Here is a 15,302-nt window from a genome sequence, read left to right on the forward strand (position 1 = left end):
AGGTGTCTACTCGCGGCTGCCCGGCCTGGAATGCTCGAAAACTCCGTCGCCGTCCTTGTCGCGGATCACGCCCAGCGGCGGCATGCCGCCGTTGTCGTAAAAACTGACCACGTCGATCCGGCCGTCCGCGTCCTGATCGCGCATCAACATCGACCATTCGCCCTGGGGCGTGAAATAGGTGGTCAGCTCCTGCACTCCGTCCATGTTCTGGTCGGCCTTGATCAACACCGATAGCCCCTGCTCGAATAACTCCTGGCGGTCGACCGTTCCATTCTGGTCCAGGTCCTCGTCGATGCGCTTCATATCGCCGGTGAGCGTGAGAAAGACGACCCGTTCGGCCACGCCGTTGTTGTCCGCGTCGCTGATTCGGACCAGCGACTTGGGATAGAGCACGGCCAACGCCACGGCCCCGATTACGAGCACCGGCACGAACACGATCAGGAAGCTCTTACGCGGTCGCTTCATCGACTTTTTTCCTCAATCAATCCTCTGGATGTTGGGCGAGCTCGATCAGCACGCCGTGCGTCCCTTTGGGATGTAAAAAGGCGACCCGCGCACCGTGCGCGCCGGCGCGCGCCTGCTCGTCGATCAGCGGCACACCCGCCTGTTTAAGCCGTTCCAGCTCGGCGTCGATGTCGTCGACCTCGAAGCAGATGTGGTGCATCCCGCCGCGTCCGTTCTTCTCCAGATACTTGGCGATGGCCCCCTCGGAACTCAGCGGCTCGAGCAGCTCGATGTTGACCTCGCCCACCGGCAGAAAGGCGGTGCGCACCTTTTGGGCGGCGATATCCTCGCTGTGTTCGACCTTCAGCCCCAGCAGGTCCTCGTAGAGTTTGCGCGCCGCTTCGATGCTCGGCGTGGCGATTCCCAAATGGCTGATCCGCTTGATCACGTTCGCCTCCCCCTGATCCCCTGCGACCGCGGTCAGCAGGCGTGGTTGAGTACCTTCACCTCGGGCTCGCCGGGCAGCTTGTCGGCCTCGACCTCAATGGCGTCGGAATCGATGCGCTGCACGCGCGCCTTGCCCTTGACGAACTCGTCGACCCCGGCGATGGGAAATCCGCACTTATCGGTCTTGTAGTGCATCGGCAGAAAGACCTTGGGCCGCAGGCGCTCAAACACATCCGTGGCCTGCAGCGGGTCGATGGTGAAGTGCCCGCCGATGGGCGCCATCAGCACGTCGACCGGCCCGATCAGCGCGATCTGTTCGTCGCTGAGCACGTGCCCCAGATCGCCCAGGTGGCAGAGGGTCACGCCGTCGACCTCGAAGACGAAGATCGTGTTCGCGCCGCGTTGGGCGCCGCCCTGATCGTCGTGGAACGTGTCGATCGCGCGGAACTCGATCCCCTTGTGCGAAGCGGATTCGCGCACGATCTCGAACTCGCCGGAGAAGCCTTCGGTATAGCCGTGGTCTGCGTGGTCGTGGCTGACGGTGACGATGTCCGGCTGGTCGCCGATCTGGTGATAGCCGATCCCGCCGCCGTAGGCCCCGGGCTCGTAGGGGTCGGTGACGATCACCGTGCCGTCGGCCGCGGTGATCGTGAAGCTCGAGTGACCGTTGTAACGGATGCGCATCTTTATTCCTCCCCAGCTCCGGCCCGCGTCAGCTCCGGCTCGTCGCCTGAATCATAACAGGACCGGCGGGCCGATGGTCAAAGATGGTTCTCCAGGCGCTTGAGGTCGCCGTGCGGCCCCATGGTGATCAGCGTATCGCCCGCCTCGAGCCGCGTGTTGCCGCTGGGGTTGAAGTGGAACCGGCCGTCGGCGCGGCGGATGCCGATAATGATCAGTCCGTAGTCGATGTGGATGTTGGATTGCTTGAGCGTCTTTTCGACCATCGACGAGCCTTCCGGCAGCGTGATCTGCTCCATCAGCACGTCCATCTCCTCGCTAAACATCGCCAGATCGAGCAGGTCGACCACGTGGGGACGCAGAATCGCGTTGGCCATGCGCATGCCGCCGATGGAGTAAGGGCTGATCACGATGTTGGCCCCGGCTGCGCGCAGCTTACGCTCGGCGGCCTCGTCCAGGGAACGGGCGAGGATGAACAGCCGCTGGTTCATCTGGCGCGCGGTAAGGCAGATGAAGACGTTCTCCGCATCCGAGCCCACAGCCGCGACCACGCCCCGGGCGCGCTCGATCCCCGCGCGCCGCAGCACGTCCTCGTCTCCGGCGTCGCCCTGGATGAACAGCATTTCGTTCAGATCGAGCTTTTCGCAGGAAGCGACATCGGACTCGACAACCACGAACGGTACACTGCCGTTCGCCAGTTGATTGGAGACGATCGCTCCCATTCTGCCGAATCCACAGACGATGTAGTGGTCCTTGATCTTCTCTATCTGCCTTTTCACCTTTTTTCTCCCAAAGACAGTGGTCAGCTTGCCCGAAACGATGTTGCTGGTGATAACGGCCAGCGCCAGGGTCAGCACCGACCAACCAAGCAGGATCAGCACTGCGGTGAACAGCTTGCCCGCCTGGTCGAGCTCGAACACCTCGTTGAAGCCGACCGTGGTGATGGTGATCACGGTCATGTAGAACGCGTCAAAGGGCTCCGAGTCGGGATAGAGGGTCCGATAGCCCAAGGTGCCGAATATCAGCACTGATATAACGGCACACAATGTGATTAGTAATCCGCGTCGGAAGCCCACTGCCATTGATTTACCACGCCACGGATCGCGCAGCAAGATATTAGCGGCGGCAACGGATCTGAAGCACCTTGGATATCTCAAGGTCAATTTTTGATATTCTGTTGCCTATAAAGTTAATTTATATAGCGAATGACTTTTTTTCTTAGTTTACATAGTACTAACCGGCATTAGACCTTTTCATAGTACTTTTTTAGTAATGTTGTTTGTAAATTAAAAGGTAATCGTTACATGATAAGTCTTTCATTTCTTCATCAAATGATTTATAGGACGTACCCATGTCTACCAAGACATAATTGAGGAGAGTGTTTTATGAAAGCGGTATTTACTGACAACTCACTCTCAATCGGTCGCACTCCCCTGGTCAAAATAAATCACATCACCAAAGGATCGCAGGCCACGGTGTTGGGCAAGATCGAATCGCGCAACCCGGCGTTCTCGGTCAAGTGCCGCGTGGGCGCCTCGATGATCTGGGACGCGGAGAAACGCGGAGTGCTGCGGCCGGGCATGCGGCTGGTGGAATCGACCAGCGGCAATACGGGCATCGCCCTGGCCTTTGTCGCTGCGGCGCGCGGCTACAAACTAACGTTGACCATGCCCGAGACCATGTCCTTCGAACGCCGCAAGGTGCTGCTGGCGTTGGGCGCCGACCTGCGGCTGACCGAGGGCGCGCGCGGCATGTCCGGCGCCATCGAACTGGCGAACAATCTCGCGGCCGACGATCCCGAAAATACGCTGCTGACCCAGCAGTTCTCCAATCCGGCCAACCCGCTGATCCACGAGCAGACCACCGGTCCCGAGATCTGGGACGACACCGACGGCGAGATGGACGTGCTGGTCTCCAGCGTGGGCACCGGCGGCACGATTACCGGCATCTCGCGCTTTTTTAAAAATACCAAGAATAAGCCGATCATCAGTGTGGCGGTGGAGCCCGACTCCAGCCCGGTGATCGGCCAGACCCTCGCCGGCCGCAAGATCAAACCCGGACCGCACAAGATCCAGGGCATCGGCGCAGGGTTCATCCCCGAAGTGCTCGACCTGTCGCTGATCGACCGCGTCGAAACGGTCTCGTCGGACGAGGCGTTCGAGTATGCGATCCGTCTGGCGCGCGAGGAGGGCCTGCTCTCGGGCATCAGCAGCGGCGCGGCCATGGCCGCGGCCCACAGGCTGGCGATGCTCGACGAGTTCGCGGGCAAGACGATCGTCGCGATCTTTCCCGACTCGGGCGAACGCTACCTCTCGACTCCCCTGTTCAACGGAATCTTCGACCAAGTCTAAACCGAAATACGCACCGAATTACTGCAGGTAGCCCAGGGCCTTGAGCCGCTGCCGCGTCAGCGGGTCGAGCTTTGGCGCCGCCTCGCGGCCGATGGTCGTACCCAACTGAGTTAAAGCCTCGATCTCGGCTCTGGCCTGCGCGGCCAGCGTGGCCACGGCCGCGGATTGCTCCGGCGCCAGGTTGCGCAGTTCCCCCGGGTCGAGCGCAAGGTCGAACATCCGCTCGGGGAACGAGTCCTCTTCGGCTCCGAGCTGGAAGCGGCTGGAGCTGATCCACTTGAGCCCCGTGGTGCGCCGCGAATAGCGTGGCGGCCCGAACAGGTCGGTCATTGCCAGCGCCGGAACGCTTAGGCCCGACGGCCCGCGTCCGGCGATCAAGCTCGAGAGATCACGGCCCTCGGCCTGGCCGGGCATCGCGGTTCCGGCCTTTGCGGCCAGTGTGGCCGTCAGATCGCTCAATCGCACTTGGGTCTCGATCCTCAGGCCGGCCGACGCAGCGCCGGGCAGCCGCACGATCAGCGGCACGTGCAGCACCTCGTCGTAGAGCGTCACCGAGTGCCCCAATCCGCCGTGTTCCCAGAACTCCTCGCCGTGGTCCGAGGTCACCACGATCAGCATCGAGTCGTAGAGCCCCAGCTGCTTGAGCTGATCCAGCAGGCCGCCGAGGACCTCGTCGGTATAGCGGATCTCCGCGTCATAGGCGGCAACCAGCTCGTGGCGCACCCCGGGCTCGGCGCGGCGGTAGCGGTCGCGGAACTCGAAGAACGGCAGCGACTGGTCGAAGTCCGCGGCGTCTGCGCCGTTGAACATCGCGCGTTGCTGGGGCGGCGCGGTGTAAGGAAAGTGCGGATCCATCAGGTGCAGGAAGAAGAAGCTCGGGCGCTGCGCTCCCGCGCGTTGCTCGTAAAAGCGCTGCGCGGCCGCGGCCGCCACCTCGGCCGTGCGGTCGGGGAAGAAGTCGTACACCGCGAACCCCTGGGCAAAGCCGTAGGTCGGGCCGAGCAGAAAGTTGCTCACCGCCGCGCCGGTGTCGAACCCCGCGGCGGCGAACACCTCGGAGAGCAACGTCATCGACTCGGGCATCCGCTTGTCCAAGGTGGTCACGCCGTGCACCAGCGGGTTGAGCCCGCTGAGCATGCTCACGTGGCTGGGCAGGGTGTACGGCGAGAGCGAGACCGCCTGCTCGAACAGCACCGCCTCGCTGCTCAGCGCGTCGATCTTCGGCGAGGTCGGCGGGCAATAGCCGTAGCATCCCAAATGGTCCGCGCGCAGGGTGTCGATCGAGATCAGCAGCACCGAGGGCGCGCCGATGGGCGGTGCGGGCCGCAGCAGCAACGCCAGTGCGGCGACCAGCGCCCAGCCGCCCAACCCGGCCGCAACCGGCCAGGCGCGCAGGGGATTGAAGCGGGTATTGAGCCTTGCGCTGCGGGGCGCACGCGCCAGCTTGGATACGATCCAGACCAGCGCCGTACTGAACAGTGCAGTTATCAGCGCCAAGCCGATCACCAGCGACCAGACCAGCCAGCCAAAGCGCGACACCGCCAGGTCGAACGCGGGCCAGATCGTCGAGCGGAACAGCACGCCCTGGTCGATCCCCACGTAGCTGGTGGGCAGCCGTTGACCTAGGAACGAGGCCGCCGCGAGCCGCAGGCCCCACGCCTCCAATACGAACAGCAAGCAGAACAGCGCCGCACCGATCAAGCGCCAACGCCGCGACGGGAGTAGCCCCAACAGCAGTTGCACCAGCAGCGCAATCGCGGCCGCCAACAGGCCCCAGGCCATGGCGTGATCCGCGGTCTGCCTTAGAGCTGTGCCGACCAGGGCCCACAATCCGTCCTCGAGGTAGCCGCCGTGCATGCTGCGCCACAGTCCGTGCAGCACGCCCAGCGCCAGGGCCGCGGGCAAAATCCTGCCCGCGCGACGTAACGCCGCTATCAACGCGTGGTCGTTGGCAGGGACTGAATTCATCCGCTCGATACTACGCCTCGCGCGGCTGGGTTAACCGCAGCAGCCCGAGCTCGCATCGTCGCCGCCACTTCGTTGCGAGGCATCGTCGTCTCCATCGTCATCATCGTCGTCATCATCATCATCGTCGTCGTCGGCAGCGCTGACCACTACCGCGTCCTCCACCGTGAGCTGCTCCTGGCCCATCGGGCCGTTGATGGTCAGCGTCACGTCGTATGATCCGGGCTGGGTGTAGATGTAGCTCGGGGAGTCCTCGCTGCTGATCTCGCCGTCGCCGAACTCCCAGGAGACGGTCTTGACCCAGCCGTTGCTCTGGTTGGTGAACTGCACCTCCAGCGGCGCGGAGCCCTCGTGGGGATCGACGCTGAACAGCGGCTCAAGCAGCGGGTCGCCCTCGGGCTGCGCCAGCACCGTGATGTTGTCCACGGCCCAGGAGCCGGAGCTGAAGATGTTGATGTTCGTGTAGTTGATCTTGAGTTGCAGCTGCTTGGCCGAAAGGAAGATCGCGGGGATCTCTACGCTGTAAGTGCCGTAGAGACTTTCGTTGAACGTGTGCAGTTCGACCCAGGCGCCGGCGTCGCCGTCGCGCGCGAACAACGTCCCGCGCTCCGAGGCTGCGAAGGTGCTGCTGTGATCGAGCTCCTGGTCGATCTGTAGGTAGAGCTCGAGCGCGCCCGAGGCGTCGAATTGCGGGCTGATCATATCCTCGTCGCAGGTGCGTAAAAACCCGTTGGCCGCCTTGGCATAATGGTCGACCAGCACGCCCGAGCCGCCGGATTCCAGCGACCAGGTATGGCCGTCACTGTTGTTGTCGGCGATGCTCCAGTCGCCCCAGTCGTCCTCCTCGAAGTCCTCGAAAAAAATTGCGATCGGGCCAATCGGGTGCGCCGCGAGCTCGACCGTGTTTTCCTCGATGTTGCCCAGGATGTCGGCCGCGCGCACCACGTAGTAATACTCGACGTAGTTCTCCAGTCCGCCGTCCACAAACGAGGTTCCCGTGGTGGTGCCGATCGGCTCGGAGAAGTTCTGCCCGCCGCTGCCCTCGGCGCGAAACACCGAATAGCTGATCGGCCCGTGCGGATCCGCGGCCGCGTCCCAGCCCAGGGTGATCGTCTGGTCGGTCCCTTGGGCGGTCTGCACGCCGGCGAAGGTCGGCCACTGGCAGTCGGCCTCGGCCGTGGCGGTCTTGGTCACGTTGGAGCTGCTGCCGTCCCAGGCGTCGATGTAGGTGACGGTGATCGTATCGCCGTGCTCGACCTGGACCGTGCCGCCGACGGTGAAGTCGCCGAAGAACGCGCCGGAGTCGGCGTACTCGGTGAGCGTGATCGCCACCGGCGTCGGATGACTGGTCGAGGCGATGCTCACATCGTGGGCGCCGTTGCCCGCCAGGCCTGAATCGATCAGCAGGATCTCGCCCGCGTCGTCACACGAGTACAGCTCGTCGTCGAGCTCCACGCTGCCGTCCTCGGACGCGGCTACGGCCTGCAGGGTCTCATCGACGAACGGCACGCGATCGTGGGCCGTCACCGCCAGGGTGTACTGGCCCGGATCGACGATCGAACCGCCGAAGTCCAGGTAGGCCTCGCCCGCACCGTCGGATGTGGCCGCGGCCACCAACTGGTCGTCATGCACCAGCGCGACCTTGGCCCCGACGACCCCGGGCACGCTCACGTCCATGCCGCTGGTGCCGATCGGAATCAGCGCCGGGTAGTCCGGCGTCATGGCGACGGGCGTGTCGGTCCAGATGTCGAGGCTGCAATCGCCCATCAGGTTATACATCTCGAAGTAGCGCAGGGTGTTCCCCTCGCCGCCGTAATACTGGTAGAGCTCGAGCTTGCCGTACTGGGTCATTCCGCCGATCCAGGTCAGCCCCGGCTCGTCGGCAACCGGATCGAAGAAACCCTCGAACAGCTTGCGCTCGAGCACATCGTCCTCGTCCCAGTAGGAGTTGACCGAGCTGGCCCAGATCGCCGCACCCGCGTGGTCGGCCCTGATCCAGGTCTCGGAAAAGCATTCGCTGGCCGTGTACTGGCCGGTGACGCAGGCGAACGAGCAGACAAAGGGGTAGACCGTGTTGGTCAGCGCATTGACGTCGGACTGCTGGTACTCCGGGCCGTCGGCCCAATAGGTCACCGCGCCGTGGCCCGAGTAGATCACCAGCGACAGCCCGGCGTTGATGTCCGATGTCACCTGGGCCGCCGTGGCGTTGTAGGTCTGAGTATAGCGTTTGTAAGAGGTGTAGCCACGCGGATCAAGGTAGGTCTCGATCACGTTGTTGTGGGTCCCCTCGGTGACCGAGTAATGGTCGGTCGAGGCCAGGAACGTCGCTGTCTGAGTCCAGCCGTAGGGCGTGGCGTTCTCAAGCCAAGTCAGGGCGCGACTCTTGTCCACAACATTGCCCAGGTCCGTGGCGTCGGCAGCCGAGAGTCTGCTGACAAAGGCGTCGGCCAAGAAGTCATCGCCCTCGAGCGTGGCGTAGTACAGGTCGGTGGCCGGGGTGGACGAGCCCTGGCCCACCCAATGCGGAATCGCGTCGGTGTCGCCGACCAAGATCACGAACGTCGGCGGCACTTCCCAGGTGTCGTATGCCTCCTGGATGTAGGCCTTGATCTGCTCGCGCGAAGTGCCGGTGACGCCGGTATCGACCAACGTGACCTCGAAGCCGTGCAGCGCGCGCGCTTCGAGGTAGTCGGCAAGCGCGGCCGAGCCCGCCAGGCTCGGGTCGCTGATCACCAGCATGCCGACCTTGCCGTTGGGCAGCGCAACGTCCAAGCCGCCCTGGACCAAATGCGGATTGAGCACGATGCGCTCGATCAATCCGTCGTGGTAGGGGTCGGCCAGGGCCTCGTCGGCCAACCACAGCGCCGGGCCCACGCGCTCGGAGTTGTCGATGCGCACGGTCAGGTCGCTGAGCACCTCGATCGTGCCCTCGATCGCGTTGTAGCTGATCGGCCGCACCTCGAGCAGAGCCAGGCGGCGGCCGCGAACGATTCCCACATCGCGCAGCTCGACCAGCGGCTGCGATGCCGGGTCGGCGTAGTAGGCGTCGCGGTCGAACACGAACTGGGCGTCATCCAACGCGCCGGGAAGCTTCTCGATCGAGGGCTGTCGCGGCCAGACCACGTCGGAAAGTCCCAGGTCATAAAGCTCGTAAGTCCGACTGCTGCTGGAGAGCACCTCGACGCTAGGCTCGGCGTTGTGCGGAACCTGCACAAAGCGCCGGATCACCGGCAGATCGGGCGCGCCGATCTGCTGCGAGCGCCCTGCCCCGGGAATCGACAGCGCCGTATAGGTCTCGCCCTGATCGTGGGTCAACTCGACCATCTCGAGCACGCCGGGGCGCACTCGCAGCACGGTCTGCGAGTCGTTGCCCGCCAGCAGGCTCACCGGATCGCCGGAGCCGACCTGGGAGTTGATGCTCAGCGGCGCGGCCCAGGCCGTACAAGCGGCCAGCAACATCGCTATCAATGCCAAACGCAAACAGGCTATCATCTTGTAATATCCTCGAAAGGGTTGCACATCATATGAGCGCATGTTACCCCCCGACTCTTCCGGAATTCAAGCAATCCGCACAGCCTGAAGAAGATGATCGTCCTTATCCTTTCTGTGTTAGTTCATAAGCGCACCGATCTTTAGAGTCGATAGCGCACAGGAATATTGGCTACTACTTGATCGACCCCGGCCTCAATATGCCGAAAGTGATCAATATCAAGAGTGGAAAATAATTTTGCGCTCCGTTAGATAAAGTCTTGACTAATTGTTTAGCCGTAGCTAAAGTTAGTGGGAACCTACCGGAGAGAACTCGATGACATGACATTACACATCGAGCAAATAGAAGGGTTGAGGTCATGGAGAAATCAACGTCGGGGGATCCTTTTTTTAACGGGAACACATAGATTTTTACGAGGACCTCGTGATTTTAATGATCTCGGACATAAAGAACGATACACTTACATGCGAAAATTCGAATCGTGGTTAGAAGGCATAACACACGCTGATTGGTACCATGGATACAACAGAAGTGAATATAATGGTAAATATTCTAAGTGTTTCCAGTTTGAGGATAAAGGACGGGGAACAAGATTTTATGGTTTTATCATACACCCTCTCGCCAACAATAGAAGATTTGTGCTCTGCGTGTTATCACACTTTACGACTAAGAATACACACAGGACAGATGAGAGCATCCTAGCAAAAATGGCACGCCTGGCAAACGATCCGGAAGTACTTGCAACATTGAGAAATCACCTAGCCACGGGAATATAGAGGAGATAATCATGCCCACTAAAAGGCATTGGACCAACGATAGTGAAGAGGCATTTCGTTTCGCTGTAACATTCGATTTTATCGGACAAATACAGCGACAACTGAAAAGAAAAAAGATGTCTCAAAAACAATTGGCCGAGACTCTTGGGGTTAGCCCCGGTCGAGTCTCTCAAATCTTTAATGATCCGGATAACCTTGAAATATCGAGCTTAATTCGACTGGCTCGAGCTCTAAGTTTGAAGGTAAGCCTGGTCGCCTACGATGATGGTGATAGTAGTAACGCTCAGGGTCCTATTCTGGCGGACATTTTTTTATCTTGCTGGGAATTCATGGGGAAACCCAAGAATCTGTGGGAAATTAAAGAGGATAGCTGGCCTCAAATCGGAATCAAGGGTGGTGAATGCCGCCCGATGATACAAGCGGACTCATCACAAGTAGAGAAGAATAAAACTCTGCGTCGGGTCGATTTATTGGTGGCATAGTAATGCTACCTTCTGTGGAGAAAGAGCAATGTACGAACTAATTGCAGGAGACCGCGAGTGGTTGGCTGCTACACAAGTGGCCGCGTCGGTCGACTTGCTTAGAGTCGACTTAAAACGTCTCCAAATAAAAAATCGCATTCCTACTGAACCCCCTAGCGATAAAATAAAAATTGGTTGTGATTTCAAACTATTACCTAGCCATTACCATCTCATTGATAATGAAAATCATCTACTTGTTGATGTTGGTGCTCGAATAGCATTCCGTCCTATTTATGAAATAGATCAACAATCTTCTGATAAACCTAGTTCGCCTATTGTTGAAATCACTATTGTTTTTCAGGCACTATACGCTTTGCCTGCTCCACCAATGCCCGTCAACATTGGGAAAAAAGGATTGTCGGCTTTTGCAAAGTATAATGGAGCGTATAATCTATGGCCATATATTCGCCAAGAGGTTCAAAGGTTAACATCATCTATGGGGATTTTATTTACTCTTCCTACACTTAAAATCCGCCGTGAAACCTTGAGTAAAACTAAAGCAGAGAAAAAATAATCCCGCGATCGATCTGCCGTTACGGCAGCAGCGCGTCCACCAGTTGCAGGATCTGCAGCAATCCGTCGCGGATCGAGGTCGGGTTGGGGTTGAGATACCACTGGCCGATGTCGAGGGTCATCTCCTCGTTGAACAGCGGCGGCAAGTTGAACATCTGGAGCAGCGGGTTGAACACGCTGAAGTGCAACGGGTTGGGATTGGCCGGGTCCACGTCGTAGATCGTGTAGTCCAGGTAGGTGTCGCGCATCGCGCCGACGATGCCGCTGATTACCGCCCACCAGGCCATCTGGCGCTCGTCCAGCGCACCGTAGTAGGGGATCGTCCACGGATCCGCGGCGTCCCAGACGCCGCTGCCGTTGAGATCGTAGTAGCCCAGCACGTCGTCGGACTGGTCGTCGGTCTCCAGGGTAATCGCCTCGAAGGTCCTCAGGAAGCGGTCGAGCCCCAGGCCGAACTGCAATCCAGCCTCGCGGTAGAGCTCGATCCCCTCGGCGTCGAGGGTCAGGAAGTCGGGGTACGCCGGATCGGTCAGCATCTGGATCAACACGTCGACCACGAGCCCGACGATATCGATCGTCTCGCCGCTGGTGTCCATCTCGATAAAGATGAAGATGTAGCCCAGGTTGGTGTTCAGGTCGATCACGAAGATGTGCTTGAGCAGGCCGCTGAGCAGGTCGCCGAACGATTCGAGGGCCAACAGGTCGGCCTGGTCCCACTCGCTGCCCGCGTAGCCCAGCTCCTCGAAGCCGATGATCATCGGGATCTCGACCTCGAACGTCGCCTGGGCCTGCTGCGCGGTCTGAGCCGCGCTGACCAGCTCGTCGGCGCGCTCGATCACCAGGCCGTCGAGCACGTCGTGCAGCAACTGGTCGAGCAGCCCCTGGGTGTCCTCGCCCTTGACCGGACCGGACCCGTCGATGAACGACATCAGGTAGTCGTAGATGATGCCGATCACGTCCATCTCGTGCAGCCCGTCGGCAAGCGCCAGACCGTATGTCGCCTCGGGATGCCCCGGCACCACGTCGAGCGCCTCGAGGAAAACCAGCCGCGCCTTGTCGCCCTCGCCGATCTCGAGCCAGTGCTTGCCCTGGTCGATCAGGTCCTGGATGTCTTCGTCATCGTCGTCATCGTCGTCGTCACCCGGTTGATCATCGTCGTCATCGTCGTCGTCGCATGCGCAGGAGCACAGACTGCCGAGCATCGCGACCAGCAGTAAAGCCACCAACAGGGCGAGCAAGCGCCTCATTTTATTTCCTCCGGGACTGGGTCGGTCATCAAAACCCCTCAGGTTCGGCGAGGTATGTTACACCAGTTTTCAGCCAAGCACCGCATCAAACCGGCGTGGGAAGTTGTAGAGCAAAACCAGATTGCCGGTGATCCGCCGTTTGTCGATCGGCAGGTATTCGATCGAGAGCACGTCGGAGAACAGCACGCTACGCCCGTTGCCCGAGCCCGGATCGCGGAAGCTGACCAGCACGTCCACGCCGTGCTCGGGGAACTCGGCGTAACTGAGCACGGCGAAAAGAAAGTCGTCGCGATCCATCCGCATGTGCAGCCCGGCGCCGTCCTCCTGGTTGCGTTGCCAATCGATCATCGACAGTCCGTCGACATCGAGCAGCTCGAACCGATCGTCGGGCTTCTCCACCTGGTGCGGCAGCGACTCGACCACCTTCTGCGATTGCCCGCGCGGCAGCAGGTAGATGAAGCTCATTGCGAATTTATCAGCCATAGATTGATCATCTCCAAGGGGACGACCGCAAGTCAAGGATATTCCCGTTTGACGACGCGGTCCGGTTATGCTCCCTTACTGGGCCGATCTTCCCGGGGTATCGATGACGGATTACACAAACAGCCCGTTGGCGCAGCAGCTCAACTCGCATCAGCGAGAGGCGGTGTTCCACGACAAGGGACCATTGCTGGTATTTGCCGGCGCCGGGTCGGGCAAGACCCGCGTGCTGACCTATCGCATCGCGCACCTGATAATGGAACGCGGTGTCGACCCGTGGCGGATCCTGGCGGTTACCTTCACCAACAAGGCGGCCCAGGAGATGCGCGAGCGGGTCGAAAGCCTGGTCGGTCCGGAGCACTTGGAGCGCGGCACGATCCAGATGGGCACCTTTCACTCGATCGGCGCACGGCTGCTGCGGCGTTACGGCAAGGCGATCGGCATCCGCCCCGACTTCACGATCTACGACACCGGCGATCAGCGCGCGCTGATCAAGCGCATCCTCAAGGAGCTGAACCTCGACGACAAGTTGCTGCCCGTACAGTTGGTCGCCTCGGTTCTCGACCGCGCCAAGAACGGCGCGCGCGACCCGGCGTCCATGGTGGTCGGCGGTTCGGAGCGCAGTAAGCCGTTGCGCGCGGTGCTCGAGACTTACGCGCGAGAAATGCGGCGCAACAACGCCCTGGACTTCGGCGACCTGCTGGCCGAGATGCTGCACTTGCTCGAACAGTCCGAAGAGGTGCGGAACAAACTTCAGGGGCGCTTTGACTACCTGCTGGTGGACGAGGCCCAGGACACCAACCTCGTGCAATACCGGCTGCTGCGACTGCTGTTGGGCCCAGGGCGCAACATCTGCCTGGTGGGCGACGACGACCAGAGCATCTACCGTTGGCGCGGCGCGCGGGTAGAGAATCTGACCGACTTCCGTGAGGACTTCCCCGAGGCCCAGGTGGTGGTGCTCGGCCGCAACTACCGCAGCACCAAGACGATCCTCGACGCGGCCGCGGCCGTGATTGAGGGCAACCCCGAGCGCCAGCCCAAGGAACTGTTCACCGAAAATCCGATGGGCGAGCCGATCATTTTGTTTCGCGGCGACGATGAATACGACGAGGCGCACTTCCTTGTCGAGCAGATACGCGACCTGCTCAAAGAGGATTTCAGCGCCGGCGACGTGGCGATCTTCTACCGCACCAACGCCCAGAGCCGGCTGATCGAAGAGGAGCTGGTCAAGCGCGGAATCAGCTACGTGATCGTCGGCGGCACGCGCTTCTACGAGCGCAAGGAGATCAAGGACCTGCTGGCCTACGCCCGGCTGGTGGTCAATCCAGACGACTCGGTGAGCCTGCTGCGGATCATCAACACCCCGACGCGCGGCATCGGAGCCAAGGCGCTGCTCGCGCTGACCGACAAGGCCCGCGAGCTCGAGGTCTCGCCGTACCGCGCGCTGGAGCAGACGGCACACGACTCCGCGCCACGGCTGAAGAACGCGTTTATCGTGTTTGAAAAAATGGTCGAAACCTGGCGACAACGCGACCAGGGCGGAGAGAGTCCGTCGGTGATCCTGACCGACATCGTCGAGACCAGCGGCTACGGCAGCCTGCTGCGCCGCGGCGACGGTCCGGAGTTCGAGGCCCGGCTGGAAAACGTCGCCGAGCTGATCGCCGCGGTGCGCGAGTACGAGAACAAGAACGAGCAGCCGACGCTGCTGGGTTTTCTGGAAAACGCGGCCCTGGTCTCGGACCCGGATACTTACGAGCACAGCCAGCAGGCGATCAGCCTGATGACCCTGCACTGCGCCAAGGGGCTGGAGTTCCCGGCGGTGATGATCAGCGGGCTCGAGGATGGGCTGCTGCCGCACTCACGCTCATTGGACGATCCCGACGGCGACGGTGAGGAACGGCGTCTGTTCTACGTCGGGATCACCCGCGCCCAGCGCCGACTGTTCCTGACCTGGGCCGGGCGGCGGCTGGGGCGCATGGGCTACAGCCAGACCCGCGCCTCGCGTTTTCTGCGCGACCTACCGCTGAACCTGGTAAAGAACCTCGGACCGCCGCCGCTGAGCGTCCCGCTGTTCGATCACGGACAGACGACGCAACAGCGGGCCCGGGAACCGTTTGTGCAACATGAGTCACGGATCGAGTTCGACCACCATCCGGACTACTCGGCCCCCCAAGGCCACGCCCCGGAAACAACAATCCAAAGCGCGGGCTCGCATGAGCTGAGTCCCGGACAGCGCATTCAGCACGGGGTGTTCGGCGAGGGTCGGGTAGTTGAGGCTGAACCGTATTTCGACGCCCAGCGCGTGACCGTGGTCTTTAACTCGGGCGAGCGCAAAGTGTTCTTGACCCGCTGGGCCAAACTAAAGACCATCGATTGATCGCACTTTA

General features: G+C 61.1%; 12 protein-coding genes. 4 read left to right on the plus strand and 8 right to left on the minus strand.

Translation table 11 applies throughout. The annotated features are described in order from the left end of the window. Positions 1 to 6 precede the first annotated feature (6 nt). From P9M14_09900 to P9M14_09915, 4 genes are all read right to left on the minus strand, one after another. The gene (locus P9M14_09900; GenBank protein ID MDP8256052.1) at positions 7 to 465 is read right to left on the minus strand and encodes a hypothetical protein; all 459 of its coding nucleotides are present in this window, start codon (positions 463 to 465) and stop codon (positions 7 to 9) included. Positions 466 to 481: 16 nt separating this feature from the next. Further along, positions 482 to 892 carry a methylmalonyl-CoA epimerase gene (mce, locus tag P9M14_09905; protein MDP8256053.1) on the minus strand — a complete coding sequence of 137 codons (411 nt, stop codon included), beginning with the start codon at positions 890 to 892 and terminating at the stop codon, positions 482 to 484. A gap of 32 nt (positions 893 to 924) precedes the next feature. Next, positions 925 to 1,575 (minus strand): MBL fold metallo-hydrolase, encoded by a 651-nt coding sequence (locus tag P9M14_09910; protein ID MDP8256054.1) that lies wholly within the window; start codon positions 1,573 to 1,575, stop codon positions 925 to 927. Between the two features lie 77 nt (positions 1,576 to 1,652). Continuing rightward, a complete protein-coding gene (locus P9M14_09915) occupies positions 1,653 to 2,654 on the minus strand; it encodes a potassium channel protein (protein MDP8256055.1) in 1,002 nt (333 codons plus the stop codon). Between the two features lie 303 nt (positions 2,655 to 2,957). On the opposite strand from P9M14_09915, the gene cysK reads away from it, so the two are divergent. Next, positions 2,958 to 3,923 carry a cysteine synthase A gene (cysK, locus tag P9M14_09920; GenBank protein ID MDP8256056.1) on the plus strand — a complete coding sequence of 322 codons (966 nt, stop codon included), beginning with the start codon at positions 2,958 to 2,960 and terminating at the stop codon, positions 3,921 to 3,923. Positions 3,924 to 3,941: 18 nt separating this feature from the next. Here cysK and P9M14_09925 read toward each other — a convergent pair whose 3' ends face one another. After that, a complete protein-coding gene (locus tag P9M14_09925) occupies positions 3,942 to 5,891 on the minus strand; it encodes a sulfatase (GenBank protein MDP8256057.1) in 1,950 nt (649 codons plus the stop codon). Positions 5,892 to 5,921: 30 nt separating this feature from the next. Continuing rightward, the gene (locus P9M14_09930; GenBank protein ID MDP8256058.1) at positions 5,922 to 9,380 is read right to left on the minus strand and encodes a C25 family cysteine peptidase; all 3,459 of its coding nucleotides are present in this window, start codon (positions 9,378 to 9,380) and stop codon (positions 5,922 to 5,924) included. Positions 9,381 to 10,165: 785 nt separating this feature from the next. Between P9M14_09930 and P9M14_09935 the strand changes: the two genes are divergently transcribed. Beyond that, a complete protein-coding gene (locus tag P9M14_09935) occupies positions 10,166 to 10,636 on the plus strand; it encodes a helix-turn-helix transcriptional regulator (GenBank protein MDP8256059.1) in 471 nt (156 codons plus the stop codon). Between the two features lie 28 nt (positions 10,637 to 10,664). Beyond that, positions 10,665 to 11,189: a hypothetical protein gene (locus tag P9M14_09940; GenBank protein MDP8256060.1), complete on the plus strand. Its 525-nt coding sequence runs from the start codon at positions 10,665 to 10,667 to the stop codon at positions 11,187 to 11,189. A gap of 19 nt (positions 11,190 to 11,208) precedes the next feature. On the opposite strand, the gene P9M14_09945 is transcribed toward P9M14_09940, so the two are convergent. Further along, positions 11,209 to 12,435, minus strand: a complete 1,227-nt coding sequence (locus P9M14_09945; protein ID MDP8256061.1) for a hypothetical protein — start codon at positions 12,433 to 12,435, stop codon at positions 11,209 to 11,211. A gap of 69 nt (positions 12,436 to 12,504) precedes the next feature. Further along, the gene (locus tag P9M14_09950) at positions 12,505 to 12,918 is read right to left on the minus strand and encodes a hypothetical protein (GenBank protein ID MDP8256062.1); all 414 of its coding nucleotides are present in this window, start codon (positions 12,916 to 12,918) and stop codon (positions 12,505 to 12,507) included. 103 nt (positions 12,919 to 13,021) lie between these two features. Between P9M14_09950 and P9M14_09955 the strand changes: the two genes are divergently transcribed. Beyond that, positions 13,022 to 15,292: a UvrD-helicase domain-containing protein gene (locus P9M14_09955; protein MDP8256063.1), complete on the plus strand. Its 2,271-nt coding sequence runs from the start codon at positions 13,022 to 13,024 to the stop codon at positions 15,290 to 15,292. Positions 15,293 to 15,302: the final 10 nt, after the last annotated feature.

Source organism: Candidatus Alcyoniella australis, from assembly GCA_030765605.1.
Lineage (GTDB): Bacteria > Lernaellota > Lernaellaia > JAVCCG01 > Alcyoniellaceae > Alcyoniella > Alcyoniella australis.

Bases quoted from the DNA above. Each gene is read 5' to 3' on its own strand.
- P9M14_09900 (MDP8256052.1), bottom strand. From the start codon at position 465: ATGAAGCGACCGCGTAAGAGCTTCCTGATCGTGTTCGTGCCGGTGCTC.
- P9M14_09910 (MDP8256054.1), bottom strand. From the start codon at position 1,575: ATGCGCATCCGTTACAACGGTCACTCGAGCTTCACGATCACCGCGGCC.
- P9M14_09915 (MDP8256055.1), bottom strand. From the start codon at position 2,654: ATGGCAGTGGGCTTCCGACGCGGATTACTAATCACATTGTGTGCCGTT.
- cysK (MDP8256056.1), top strand. From the start codon at position 2,958: ATGAAAGCGGTATTTACTGACAACTCACTCTCAATCGGTCGCACTCCC.
- P9M14_09925 (MDP8256057.1), bottom strand. From the start codon at position 5,891: ATGAATTCAGTCCCTGCCAACGACCACGCGTTGATAGCGGCGTTACGT.
- P9M14_09930 (MDP8256058.1), bottom strand. From the start codon at position 9,380: ATGATAGCCTGTTTGCGTTTGGCATTGATAGCGATGTTGCTGGCCGCT.
- P9M14_09935 (MDP8256059.1), top strand. From the start codon at position 10,166: ATGCCCACTAAAAGGCATTGGACCAACGATAGTGAAGAGGCATTTCGT.
- P9M14_09940 (MDP8256060.1), top strand. From the start codon at position 10,665: ATGTACGAACTAATTGCAGGAGACCGCGAGTGGTTGGCTGCTACACAA.
- P9M14_09945 (MDP8256061.1), bottom strand. From the start codon at position 12,435: ATGAGGCGCTTGCTCGCCCTGTTGGTGGCTTTACTGCTGGTCGCGATG.
- P9M14_09950 (MDP8256062.1), bottom strand. From the start codon at position 12,918: ATGGCTGATAAATTCGCAATGAGCTTCATCTACCTGCTGCCGCGCGGG.
- P9M14_09955 (MDP8256063.1), top strand. From the start codon at position 13,022: ATGACGGATTACACAAACAGCCCGTTGGCGCAGCAGCTCAACTCGCAT.